Source organism: Schaalia meyeri (assembly GCF_900105015.1).
Taxonomy (GTDB): Bacteria; Actinomycetota; Actinomycetes; order Actinomycetales; family Actinomycetaceae; genus Pauljensenia; species Pauljensenia meyeri.
The window spans coordinates 134366-146149 of the sequence record NZ_FNLK01000014.1 but is presented as its reverse complement, the minus strand read 5'-3'; the positions used below and the strand labels follow the sequence as shown (position 1 = coordinate 146149).

Below are 11784 nucleotides of genomic sequence, written 5' to 3'. Positions count from 1 at the left end.
CTAAAGGGAGAGGAGCAACTCAGTTGGTCCTTAACTGCAAATGTTGCAAATCAGCGCCGGACCACGATTCGGCGACGGTTATTCGGTGAAGGAGAACCATGGAGTTCGCGCAGTCAATTTCCTATCCGGGCACGGTCGATGAGGTCGTCGCCATGTATCTGACCCCCGACTACCTGCAGCGGCGCTTCACCCCATTCCTCGTGGAAGGCACCGCCCACATCAGCGTGGAGGACCAGCGCATCACGCTTGGAGGCCAGTGTCGCCCCGAGCTGCTCCCGGCGGCCGCGGCGCGCTTCGTGAGCACTCCCCTGTGCGTGACCTTCACGGAGGAATGGGTCACTGACGAGGCCTCGGCGCGCTCGCGCTCCTCGGTGACCGTCGACGGCGCACCCGTGTCGGTCGAGGCCACCTCCACCCTGGCCGCCTCGGAGGGAGGCTGCACTCGGGAGGTGACGGGCGCGATATCCGTGCGCGTGCCGCTGCTGGGGGGGCACATCGAGAAAGAGGCCGTGGCGCACCTGGGGGGCGTCGCAAAGCGCGAGCGGGAGCTGGCGGCCGCCTGGCTGGAAGAACACCGCTGATCAACGCTTTGCTACGCGATGATTGTGGCCCCTTCGGAGGCACGCGCCGATCCCACTCGCATGCTCCCCCCGATAGCCCCTTTGACAACCGCCAATAGATGTTACGTAAGCGTATATCAAGGGGCGTGCATTATTTTATTCCTGGATACGCCACGGGCGATACGGGCGCCCCCAGACGGCAAACGAGGGCGAGGGGGTTCAGAATAATGGCATGAGTGATACCCCGAAGTCCCTGTACCTGCAGCGAACGGGCGTGCGCGAATACGTCGCCCGCAACCAAGATGGCGCCGAGATCCGGGTCGGGCACGGCCCCGGCATGTTTTCCCCCGGCGACCTGCTCAAGCTCGCGATCGCGGGCTGCAACGCGATGAGTTCAGACGCGCGCCTGGCGGCCCGCCTGGGCGATGATTTCTCGCAGTTCGTGGGCGTGTCCGCTTCCTATGATGAGGACAACGATCGTTTCACGCACGTGGACGTGGAGCTGGTCCAGGACATGTCCGTGCTGAGCGAGGACGAGATTGCTGATCTGCTGCGTCGCGCAGAGTCCGCGGTCAAGCGCAACTGCACGATCGAACACTCGGTTGTCGACCAGGCCCTGCCGGCCTCGCACACCTGGACGAACGAACAGGTCGACTGACGTGGCAGGTGTCGACCGCCAGTACGAGGACCTGCTGGCGCGCATCATGTCCGAGGGCACCCCGAAGGGGGATCGCACGGGCACGGGCACGCGTTCTGTGTTCGGAGCGCAGCTGCGCTACGACCTCTCGCGCGGTTTCCCGCTGATCACGACGAAGCACGTGCACGTCAAGTCCGTCGTGGGTGAGCTCCTGTGGTTCCTGTCGGGCTCGTCGAACGTGTCGTGGCTGCGAGAGCACGGCATCCGCATCTGGAACGAGTGGGCGGACGAGCACGGCGACCTGGGCCCGGTGTACGGCGTGCAGTGGCGTTCCTGGAACGCTGGCGATGGCCGCCGCATCGACCAGATTGCTTCCGTGCTGGAAACGCTCACAACGAATCCCGACTCGCGCCGCATGGTCGTCTCCGCGTGGAACGTCGGCGACCTGCCTGAGATGGCGCTCGAACCGTGCCACGCTTTCTTCCAGCTCTACGTGGCTGACGGGCGGCTGTCGCTGCAGCTGTATCAGCGCAGCGCGGACATGTTCTTGGGTGTCCCCTTCAACATCGCGTCCTACTCGCTGCTCACCCACATGTTCGCCCAGCAGGCGGGCCTTGAGGTCGGCGACTTCATTTGGACGGGCGGCGACTGCCACATCTACTCCAACCACACGGAGCAGGTGCGCGAGCAGCTGAGCCGCGATCCCTACCCCTTCCCCCGCCTGGAGCTGACGAAGGCTCCGTCGATGTTCGACTATTCCTTCGATGACATTTCGTTTGCGGGATACCAGCACCACCCCACCATCAAGGCGCCGGTCGCGGTATGACGAAGCTGGCGGCGATCTGGGCGCAGGACCGCGGCGGCGTCCTCGGGACGGGCGCGGCCATGGCGTGGCGCGTGCCCGCGGACTTCCGCCACTTCAAGGAGTCCACGATGGGATGCCCGATCATCATGGGGCGGCGTTCATGGGAGGCTCTTGGCCGTGCCCTGCCCGGCCGCACGAACATTGTGGTCACCCGCTCGCCCGGCTACGAGGCAGTGGGCGCTCACGTCGCCCATTCGGTGGAGTCGGCGCTGGCCCACGCCCGCGCGGTCGCTGAGGACACGGGCGCGCCCTACGTCTGGATCACCGGCGGAGCGAACCTGTACGCGCAGACCCTGCCCCTCCTGGATGAGGTGGTGGTCACCGACATCGACCTGGACGTCGCCTCCTGGACCCCGGAGGGCGCCTCCCTCGTCTATGCCCCGCCCCTGGATCCCGCCCTGTGGCGGCGGGACGAGGCGCGCAGCGACGCAAACTGGCGCGAACTCTCCGGGGACGCGCGCTGGAAGGTGAGCACCTGGGTCCAGCGCTAGGGGCAGATCGCACCGCACCGACCCGATTCGACAACAGTTAGGCCCGGCCCCCGCGCATCGCGCGGGGGCCTCGTCGTAGGATGCACTGTGCCTTCCTCTCCGTTGCTGACCAATCCGACGCTGCGAGCCCTCGTCGCCATCGCTCTTTTCACCTATACGGCGCAGAACATGCTGAATGTGTCGATCGCTCCCCTCTCTCGTGCCCTTACCCTGCCCGAGTGGATCGTGGGGGCCGCCGTGTCGCTGGCCGCGCTGGCCGTCACCGCTCTCAGCCAGTTCTGGGGGCGCCGATCGATCGCGTGGGGGCGCAGGCGCGTGATCCTGTGGGCGCTGGGCCTGGCACTGGCAGCCGGAACGCTCTTTTCGGCGGCCGTGTGGGCGCGCGCCACGGGAGCTATCGGCGCATTCGTCGCGGCGGGTGCCATCATGGTGGCGCGCGGCCCCTTCTTCGGCGCGGCGGTCGCCGCTATCCCACCGACCGGCCAGGCCCTGGTTGCGCAGGTCACCCCCGACGAGCAATCGCGCGTGAGCGGAACGTCCGCGTTTTCCGGCGCCATCAACCTGTCCGTCATGATCGGTTCCCTCATTTCCTCGGCGCTGGGAGCGTGGTGGATCTTCGCGCCCGTCCACGCGACGCCGCTGTTCGTCCTCGTCGCGCTCGGTATCGCCCTCGCGTGGCTGCCCCGCGACGGGTCCCGCTCCCCCGCCCGGAGGGGACTCGGGGGGCGCGCGGCCGAGGAAGGACAAGCCCCCGAGGCATCCCCGGCCTCGTCGATGGCGAGGACCGACGCCCCGGGCGAGGAGTCCTCCGCGAGCCTGCCTCCGCGCGTGGGGTGGACGGACCGCCGCATAGCACCGTGGATCGCATCCGTGTTCGGCATCTATTTCGCCAACGGCGTCGTTCAGATCACGATGGGCTTCGTGGTGCAGGATCACGGTGGGTTGGATCCCACCCACGCGGTGTCGGTGACGGGAATGATGCTGCTGGCCAACGCGGCGGGCGCCATGGTCATGCAGCTGATCGTGGTGCCGCGCATGGGCTGGGGGCCGCGGTCTCTTCTACGCTCCGGCATGAGCCTGGCTCTGGTGGCGTTGGCCTGCCTGTCTTTCGCGCCGAACCTGTGGGCCGTGGCCGCGTCAACCTTCATGATGGGGGTGGCCTCGGGCATGGCCTCCCCCGGCTACGCGGCGGGCGTCTCCCTGTCCGTCACCACCCGCGAGCAGGGCGGCATCGCCGGAATCATCAACGCGACGGGGGCGATCACGTGGATCGTCGCCCCCGTGTCGGCCACGGCCCTGTACGGGTGGGTCCCCCTGTCTCCGTTCCTCGCGGCTCTCGCGCTCGTCGTGTTCTCTTGCTCGTGCGCATGGTGGCTGCTGGGGCGGTCGGACTTTCGCGCTCGCACGAACGATTAGGACGAGTGCCCCACGCCACCGGGCGCGTCCGGCGCTATCCTGGTGGGGTACGTTAGTCCTACGCGAAGGAGCCACTTGTGGCACAAGTTACCCGCACTGAAACCGACTCGATGGGTGCCGTTGAGGTCCCCGCGAACCGCTACTGGGGCGCTCAGACTGAGCGTTCGCTGCACAACTTTGACATCGGACGTAACACGTTCGTGTGGGGCCGCCCGATGGTGCGCGCCCTCGGCATTTTAAAGAAGTGCGCTGCCCTGGCGAACGCGGAGCTGGGCGAGCTGCCCGCCGACATCGCGGACTTCATCGCCCAGGCCGGTGACGAGGTCATCTCCGGCAAGCTGGATGACAACTTCCCGCTGGTCGTTTTCCAGACGGGTTCGGGCACGCAGTCGAACATGAACGCGAACGAGGTCATCTCGAACCGCGCCATTGAGATCGCGGGAGGCCAGATGGGCACGAAGGCCCCCGTGCACCCCAACGATCACGTGAACCGCGGCCAATCCTCGAACGACACGTTCCCGACGGCCATGCACATTGCGGTCGTCTCCGAGCTGCACGACATGTACCCGCGCGTGCGCCAGCTGCGCGACACCCTGGACAAGAAGGCGAAAGAGTTCGACGACGTCATCATGGTGGGCCGCACCCACCTGCAGGACGCGACACCGATCCGCCTGGGCCAGGTCATCTCGGGTTGGGTGGCGCAGATCGACTTCGCCCTGGAGGGCATCGAGTACGCGGACACTCGTGCGCGCGAGCTGGCCATCGGCGGCACGGCGGTCGGCACGGGCCTGAACGCCCACCCGAAGTTCGGTGAACTGACGGCCAAGAAGATTTCGGAGGAGACGGGCATCGATTTCAAGCAGGCGGATAACCTGTTCGCCGCCCTGGGTGCGCACGACGCGCTGGTGCTGGTATCGGGCGCCCTGCGTGTCCTGGCCGATGCACTGATGAAGATCGCGAACGACGTTCGCTGGTATGCCTCGGGCCCGCGAAACGGCATCGGCGAGCTGCTGATCCCGGAGAACGAGCCGGGTTCATCGATCATGCCGGGCAAGGTGAACCCGACGCAGTGCGAGGCGATGACGATGGTCGCCACGCAGGTGTTCGGCAACGACGCGACGGTCGGTTTCGCCGGCTCGCAGGGTAACTTCCAGCTGAACGTGTTCAAGCCGGTCATGGCGTGGAACGTGCTGGAGTCGATCCGTCTGCTGGGCGACGCATGCGTGTCCTTCGATACGAACTGCGCGTACGGGATCGAGCCGAACCACGAGAAGATCCGGCACAACCTGGACATCAACCTCATGCAGGTGACCGCTCTGAACCGCCACATCGGCTACGACAAGGCCTCGAAGATCGCGAAGAATGCGCACCACAAGGGTCTGTCGCTGCGCGAGTCCGCCCTGGAGCTCGGCTTCCTGACGGAGCAGGAGTTCGACGCGTGGGTGGTGCCTGCTGACATGACGCACCCCAGCGCCGCCGACGAGTGATCGGCTCAGCCGCGCCCGCGGCTGACCTTCGGCCCTGGTCTCGCTTCTCGCGAGGCCGGGGCCGTTTGCCGGTGTCGGACGTGCCTCCGCTGTCGTTGTATTTCCCCCGCATTCTCTTCCCCTCCCGATTATTCGCTAGGGATGAAAAGAACGGACCACCCCCGTTAGGCGCGCACGCGAAGGATTAGTCTCGTCGTATCAGAGATAAGGAGACCATCATGGCAAATGTCCTGATTGTAGCCGGACATCCGAGGATCAACGATGACTCGGTGGCGAACAAGACCATCCTTGAGGAGCTGGAGAGGCTCCTTCCCGGTGCCGAGATTGACAGGCTCGGCGTCCTCTACCCCGATTACGTCATTGACGTTGATGCGGAGCAGGCGAAGCTCGCTGCGGCGGACGTGATCGTCTTGCAGTACCCGCTGTGGTGGTACGGCTTCCCGTCGCTGTTGGCGAAGTGGATGGAGGACGTGTTCGTCCGCGGCTTTAGCCACGGTTCGACGGGCATTGCGCTGCGCGGGAAGAAGCTGGTGGTGTCGCTGACGGCCGGTGCCCCAAAGGCTTACTATTCTGCGGACTCCGTCGACATCAACGCGCTCCTTACTCCTGTGACGGCCACGTGCACGCTCACGGGCTTGGAGTGCGTGGGGTCCCTGTGCCTCTTCGGCGTCTCGTACGCGAACCGCACGGATGAGGCATTGCTTGCCGACATGGTGGCGCGCTCACGCGAACACGCCAAACGCCTCGCGGATCTGGTGACGAACCTCTAAACCGCCACTGCCCGACCGCCTGGTTGTCGCGGCAGCGCGGCCCGGGCCGCGTCTGTACACAGGAGCGAACGCGGGGAAGCGGGCGCGCGCGGGCGAGTACGTGTGCGGGCGGGTCTACTTCTTGGTTCGCTTCTTGAGTGCAGGCAGCTCCTCCCACATCGCGTTGATTACGTCGCGCAGCTCGTCGCGGTCCTCCACCTCGACGAGCAGCATCTCCTTGGCCCCTTCGTAGGGAATCGCGCGCGGCGCGTCGGGCAGGCGTGCGACCGACGCGCCGGTCGCCTTGAGCAGGAAGCGATCATCGTAGATGCCGCCCACAACCTTGCCTCGGCTGTAGAGGATGTATTCGCCCATCATTTTGCGATGCGATACCTCATCCAACCCGGATAGCAGATCAAGCACGTACTCGAGATACTCCTCACTGGACGACATCGTTCACCTTCTCTTTCCTCATTCAACGCCACGCTCGCCCGATCCTGCGCCGTCTGCCCCGGCGCCGCATCGAGTGACCTTCCTCTTTCGTGGCCTGTGAAAAACAGTGTAGTCGCCTGTGGTCGGAATCGATAGCCCGCGTTCGTTCATCGACGAGGCGGGGGCAACGAGAACAACAGGGCCAGGACTGCGAGTAGGGCCGGGCTGGTGCCGCTGCGGAACAGTGTGCTGTTAGGGGGCTTACCCTCGTGGCTGGAAATCGTTAACCTGGTGGCATGGTGCGCTTGAAAGACCCCCGGGGAATCCTTTCCTTCATCATCCGGTACCTGGTGCTCGACGTGGTCTTCCTGGTTGGCCTCTTCGCTTCCAGGAGCGCCGACCTCGCTCTGTTCTACTTCTTCGGCTTCATCGGAATCTTCACGTTCATCCAGGTGCTGGCGTCCATTTCCCGGAAGTTCCTCGACCATGGCGGGGCATGGAAAATCGTGGTGATCATGGGGGCCGTTACCTCCGACGTGGCGGTCCTATGGTGGTTGGGGCGGTTGCTGAGGGGTCTGCTCGGCGGTTCCGACTGGGTCCTCGTGGCCAGATGGTTGCCGTTCCACTTCATCGCCGCCGTCTTCGCCTGGGGACTTCGCGAGATCATCCACGCGGCGGGCTCAAAAGGAACCGCCGAGCCCAGGAAACCGGGTGGCCCCGTCGATCCGGGTGGTTCCATCGATCAGGGTGGTTCCGCGAGCCCCAGCGGTTCCGAAGGCGCGGAGGCCCCGACAGGCGGCCTCACGGACACGGACCCCAACACCGACGACCGGTGAGGCCGTCGGGCGCTGGCGTCACCGCCCGCCCAGGCCCATGAACCGCGACACCCAGGTGCGTGAACACGAGGGTGAAGGGGGATTGGGCGACGTTCGACTCGCTGGCGGCGATGCCGACCAACTCCGTCCCCTGGAACGAGAAGCCGGCGATCATGAACACGCCGGCGACGCCCAGGATCCCTCCCGCCCACACCCACGAGGGCACGGCGGGGAACCAGTAGTACATGACCAGGCCCGAGGGCACCAGGTCTGCGGCGACGGTGATCGCCCAGTTGAACCAGAAGTTCCGCCCCATCGCGAAGCCGAAGGAGGGGCTGATGAACTTCGTGGCGTAGGTCTGGGAGGGGTTCCAGCGCCCCTCCCCACATGGTGGCCAGGTGTTGCGCAACGAAGCGGGCGCGGGTTCCCTGCGCCGTCCCCCACGGGGCGCTCACACCGAGTGGCGGTGCAAGGCGGCGCCCACCGTTTTGAGGCGCGCCTGGGCCGCCGTCTCCTCGTAGAGCCCCAGGCGCAGATCCTCGACGATCCTGCCATCGACCAGGACCAGCACGCGGTCGGCGCGGACCGCGACGCGCGCATCGTGGGTGACAACCACTATCGTGGTGCCCGAGGCGTGGACCCGTCCGAACAGGTCGAGGATGGAGGTCGCCGCGGAGTGGTTGAGCGCCCCCGTGGGCTCGTCCGCGAAGAGGATCGCGGGGTCGTTGATCATGGCCCTGCAGATGCCCGCGCGCTGCAGCTGCCCGCCCGATACCTCGGTGACGCCGCTCGAGGCGCACTCGCTGATCCCCATCTGCTCCATGAGGGCGCGTCCGCGCGCCACGACCTCGTCGCGCGGGCGCAACCCCGCCAGGAATCCTGGAAGGACGGTGTTGTCCAGCAGGTTCAGGGTCGCCATGAGGTGCGCCTGCTGGAAGACGAAGCCGAACTCCGTCAGCCTCAGCGATGCCAGCTCCTTCTCCCCCAGTCCCGTGATCTCACGCCCCCGCGCCACGACCTTGCCGGAGTCGGGCCGGTCCATTCCGCTCAGGCAGTGCATCAAGGTCGATTTCCCCGAACCCGACGGGCCCATAATGGCGACGAACTCCCCGTCGGCGATGTCGAGGTCGAAGTCCTCCAGAACGGGCGCCCCGTAGGATTTGGTCAGACGGCGGGCACTCAACGCGGGCGTCGTGCCCCCAGTCGTGGCGCGGCTTGTCTCGGTGGTCATTGGCACTCCTCAGTCGGTGTCGGTCAGGGTGATGGAGGGCAGGGGCCTGAGCGCGAGCCCCACTGCCATGGCGGTGGCGGACAGGATCCCCGTCGGCACCACCACCCCTATCAGCAGTGGATCGGCCAGCAGGTGCAGATCGGGGGCCCCGCGGTTCGCGAGGACCAGCCCCACGGCCCATTCGCCGGCGGTCACCGCCATCGCAACCCCCAGGGCGACCCCGATCGCTGCCACCACGCCGAAGCGCATGAAGTACTGGCCCGCGATGGAACGCACGGTCGAGCCAAGGGCGCGCAGAACGGCGATCCTCCCGCGCTCACGGGCGAGGACCAGGACGGAGTAGAGGGCTGTGATGAGGAACGCGAGCCCGAGGGATATCACGAGGGCCATCGCCGCCAGGACGTTCACTTGCGACTGGGCGGCCCCGAAAAACTGCGAGGCGTACTCGCCCATCTCCACGACCTGCGCCCCCGGGTGCTCGCGCGCGAGGTCTTGTGCGACCTCCCGCGCGTCCTCTCCGCCCGCCACGTCCGCGTACATGAGCTGCCACAGCGCGGGAGTGGAGTCGTCAAAGACCGCCTTCGCGGTGAGCCCGTTGTTGGTGATGTCCTGGTACACCCCGACGACTGCGAGGTCCCTCTCTCCCTGGGAGCCCTTGACTGTCACCGTCGCGCCGATGGCGGCGCCCGCCTCGGCCGCCTGGCTGTGGGACAGGGCGATCTCCTGATCGTTCAGGGGCTCGCGCCCCGACATGTAGTTCACCGGGAAGGCACTGTGGTCCCCGATGTCGATGAGCACTGACGCCCATGCGCCATCCTTGTTGAGCATCGTGTAGTCCCTGCGCATGATGACGACGTGTTTCGCGATCCGCGGGTCGGCGGCAAAGTCCTGGGCGATCTCCTCGATGTCCGCGACGCCGGCGCGCGCATCGACCCGCAGATCCGCCTGGCCCACCCCCAGGTACGTCGCGCTCCGGGGGTCGGCCAGGGTCGTCGACACGTTCATGGGCAGCACCGCGGTGAAGGCGCACAGGGCCAGGACTCCGAGCAGGAGGGCGTTCGCGGGGCGCAGGGCCTCGCGCACCCCGAGCCACGCGTGCGGGCCGAGCAGGCGGGCGCGCGAGAGCCTCCACCGGCGGCGAGGCCGTCCCGAGCGTCCGCTGGTCCCGCTGCGAAGGGCCTCCACTGCGCTGATCCTGCCTAGTCGGCGCAGAACCAACCACGCAGAACCGACGACCACCGCCACCAAGCCCGCCGCCACCAGGACGGGCCCTACGGCGCCGCCCACCGTCACTGGCGGCGTGCCGAGGTAAAGGGTGGTCGGCGCAAGCAGGGACGAGGCGAGCAGATGGGACAGCGCGTAGCCGACGCCACCGCCCACTGCGGCGATGACCGCGTACTTGAGCAGGTAGAGGCGCCGGATGCCCGCCTGGGGGGCGCCGATCGCCTTGAGCACCGCCACCTGGGGCAGGTCCGTCTCGAGGGCGGCCAGGACCGTGTAGCGCAGGGCCAGCACCGCCACGGCGGCGAGCACGCCGGCCACCACCAGTGCGACCGCGGCGATGAGCATCGTGGACAACGCGTTCATCAGTTGGATCTGCGACGCGGTCACCGCGATCCCGGTACTGGGGAGCCCAGCGGCCTTGTACTGCTCGCTGACGGCGGCGGCACTGGCCCCGTCGGCCAGGTCGAATTCGATGAGGTACTCAGGTTCAGCGATGTGCTCGTCCAACGAGGAGAAATCCTCGGGATTGACGACCAGCCGCTTGGAGGGGACCATCGCGGCGTTCATCTGCGCGTCACGGAGGAAACCGGCCACGCGCAAGTCGATCCGCCATTCCCCCGTGTCCACCGTGACCGTGTCCCCGGCCTCGGCGATCCCCGCCGCCTTGTAGTGGATCGGCAAGTAGACCTGCCCCGGATCGGGCAGCACGCGCTCACCGTTCTCGTCGAGCAGCAGATCGATGCGCTCGGGCGCGGTGACGAACGCGGGCTCCAGGTACGAGGCGGCCTGGACGGCTCCCCCGATCGAGAGCTGCGCCCGGGGGACTGGCAGTGTCCGCATGACCATGTAGTCCTCGACGTCCGCGCGCGAGTCCGCCCATTCCGCGATCGCGCGGGAGTCCGCCTCGCCGGTGTGCATCTGGACGAGGTCGGGGACCCTGGCGCGCTCCGACAGGCGGTCGGCTGCGGAGACCGTATCGATGATGAGGGAGGCGCTCGCGGAGGCGAGAGTCGCCGCCAACGTGACAAGGGCGACCAGCACTGCGGCCACCGCCCGCCCGCGGGCGAGATCGGCTTTCAGGAGTCTGAGCAGCACTGGGGTGCCTCCGCATTGGTATGGGGAAGCGGCTGGGAGCCGCCCGCGGCCGCGGAGGCGAGGGCTCCGGGTTCGCAGCCAAGCAGTGTCTCAGCAGCGTGGAGGATCCCACGGGTCCGCCGCGCCAGCTCCTCGTGGTCGCCGGTGAAGATGCCCTCATCCAGCAGCATGCCCGCACTGGTGAGAAGGATCTCGACGGCTTCGCGGGGGTGGGGGGTGGAGAACACCCCTTCCGCGATCCCCTGTTCCACGACGTCGGTGAGAATGGGCGCGAGGGCGCGGACCATCTCGACGATCGTGAGGATGTGGAACTGCGCGTTGCCACTGGCGTGGAGCTCCTCGGCAAGTTCGCGCTCGGGCTGTTCGACACGACTGGTGGCGGCCACGGCGACGAACTTGCCGATCGCACCGCCCGGCCCCTCGGCAAGGGCCCTGGCGTCCGAGGCGACCTGCTGGGTCGTCCGGTCGATGAGGGCCCGCAGGATCTCATCCTTGGAGGAAAAGTGGTAGTAGAGGGTGCCTTTAGCGATCCCGATCTCGGCGATGACGTCTTCGACGGATGTGTTCTGGAATCCCTTGGCGACGAATAGACGCTGCGCCGTGTCGAGGATCTCCGCGCGGCGCGATGACGCCGCCTTGGTGGAACGGGGTTTGGGTGTCATATCTGCTCCGTAGGAGGGTGCGGCGAGCCCGCTGGGACGAATCAACCGACCGACCGTCAGTCGGTAATAGTGACTATACTGCGCTTCCCCCCTTCGTGTCAATGCTCATCGCGCAGCCCC

The 11784-nt window shown here is 66.9% G+C and carries 12 protein-coding genes and 1 pseudogene; 8 read left to right on the top strand and 5 right to left on the bottom strand.

The features are described 5' to 3' along the window. Positions 1–98 precede the first annotated feature (98 nt). The 7 genes from BLT68_RS08055 (at position 99) to BLT68_RS08025 (ending at position 6226) form a co-directional block, all read left to right on the top strand. Positions 99–581: a DUF2505 domain-containing protein gene (locus BLT68_RS08055; RefSeq protein WP_074633590.1), complete on the top strand. Its 483-nt coding sequence runs from the start codon at positions 99–101 to the stop codon at positions 579–581. 211 nt (positions 582–792) lie between these two features. After that, positions 793–1218, top strand: coding sequence for an OsmC family protein (locus BLT68_RS08050; protein WP_074633588.1), 426 nt, complete (start codon positions 793–795; stop codon positions 1216–1218). Between the two features lies 1 nt (position 1219). After that, on the top strand, positions 1220–2023 hold the full coding sequence (locus BLT68_RS08045; protein ID WP_074633587.1) for a thymidylate synthase: 804 nt from the start codon (positions 1220–1222) through the stop codon (positions 2021–2023). After that, complete coding sequence (locus BLT68_RS08040; RefSeq protein WP_074633586.1) at positions 2020–2553, top strand: dihydrofolate reductase; 534 nt, start codon at positions 2020–2022, stop codon at positions 2551–2553. Before BLT68_RS08045 ends, BLT68_RS08040 begins: the two co-directional genes overlap by 4 nt. Positions 2554–2640: 87 nt before the next feature. Further along, a complete protein-coding gene (locus BLT68_RS08035; RefSeq protein ID WP_074633584.1) occupies positions 2641–3969 on the top strand; it encodes an MFS transporter in 1329 nt (442 codons plus the stop codon). Positions 3970–4046: 77 nt separating this feature from the next. Further along, positions 4047–5456, top strand: coding sequence for a class II fumarate hydratase (fumC, locus tag BLT68_RS08030; RefSeq protein ID WP_074633583.1), 1410 nt, complete (start codon positions 4047–4049; stop codon positions 5454–5456). Between the two features lie 218 nt (positions 5457–5674). Next, positions 5675–6226 (top strand): NAD(P)H-dependent oxidoreductase, encoded by a 552-nt coding sequence (locus BLT68_RS08025; protein WP_050694527.1) that lies wholly within the window; start codon positions 5675–5677, stop codon positions 6224–6226. Positions 6227–6340: 114 nt separating this feature from the next. On the opposite strand, the gene BLT68_RS08020 is transcribed toward BLT68_RS08025, so the two are convergent. After that, complete coding sequence (locus BLT68_RS08020; RefSeq protein WP_074633581.1) at positions 6341–6658, bottom strand: TfoX/Sxy family protein; 318 nt, start codon at positions 6656–6658, stop codon at positions 6341–6343. Between the two features lie 275 nt (positions 6659–6933). On the opposite strand from BLT68_RS08020, the gene BLT68_RS08015 reads away from it, so the two are divergent. Continuing rightward, a complete protein-coding gene (locus tag BLT68_RS08015; RefSeq protein ID WP_074633579.1) occupies positions 6934–7473 on the top strand; it encodes a hypothetical protein in 540 nt (179 codons plus the stop codon). 46 nt (positions 7474–7519) lie between these two features. Here the strand turns inward: BLT68_RS08015 and BLT68_RS08010 are convergent. From BLT68_RS08010 to BLT68_RS07995, 4 genes and pseudogenes are all read right to left on the bottom strand, one after another. Continuing rightward, positions 7520–7813: pseudogene (locus tag BLT68_RS08010) on the bottom strand (amino acid permease); the annotation flags it as partial. Positions 7814–7903: 90 nt separating this feature from the next. Next, positions 7904–8683 carry an ABC transporter ATP-binding protein gene (locus BLT68_RS08005; RefSeq protein WP_074633576.1) on the bottom strand — a complete coding sequence of 260 codons (780 nt, stop codon included), beginning with the start codon at positions 8681–8683 and terminating at the stop codon, positions 7904–7906. Positions 8684–8692: 9 nt separating this feature from the next. After that, positions 8693–11002, bottom strand: coding sequence for an ABC transporter permease (locus tag BLT68_RS08000; protein ID WP_074633574.1), 2310 nt, complete (start codon positions 11000–11002; stop codon positions 8693–8695). Further along, the gene (locus BLT68_RS07995) at positions 10984–11664 is read right to left on the bottom strand and encodes a TetR/AcrR family transcriptional regulator (RefSeq protein ID WP_074633572.1); all 681 of its coding nucleotides are present in this window, start codon (positions 11662–11664) and stop codon (positions 10984–10986) included. Before BLT68_RS07995 ends, BLT68_RS08000 begins: the two co-directional genes overlap by 19 nt. Positions 11665–11784 lie beyond the last annotated feature (120 nt).

Coding starts and splice junctions, on each gene's coding strand:
- BLT68_RS08005 (WP_074633576.1), bottom strand. CDS start 8,683: ATGACCACCGAGACAAGCCGCGCCACGACTGGGGGCACGACGCCCGCG.
- BLT68_RS08040 (WP_074633586.1), top strand. CDS start 2,020: ATGACGAAGCTGGCGGCGATCTGGGCGCAGGACCGCGGCGGCGTCCTC.
- BLT68_RS07995 (WP_074633572.1), bottom strand. CDS start 11,664: ATGACACCCAAACCCCGTTCCACCAAGGCGGCGTCATCGCGCCGCGCG.
- BLT68_RS08015 (WP_074633579.1), top strand. CDS start 6,934: ATGGTGCGCTTGAAAGACCCCCGGGGAATCCTTTCCTTCATCATCCGG.
- BLT68_RS08020 (WP_074633581.1), bottom strand. CDS start 6,658: ATGTCGTCCAGTGAGGAGTATCTCGAGTACGTGCTTGATCTGCTATCC.
- BLT68_RS08050 (WP_074633588.1), top strand. CDS start 793: ATGAGTGATACCCCGAAGTCCCTGTACCTGCAGCGAACGGGCGTGCGC.
- BLT68_RS08025 (WP_050694527.1), top strand. CDS start 5,675: ATGGCAAATGTCCTGATTGTAGCCGGACATCCGAGGATCAACGATGAC.
- BLT68_RS08055 (WP_074633590.1), top strand. CDS start 99: ATGGAGTTCGCGCAGTCAATTTCCTATCCGGGCACGGTCGATGAGGTC.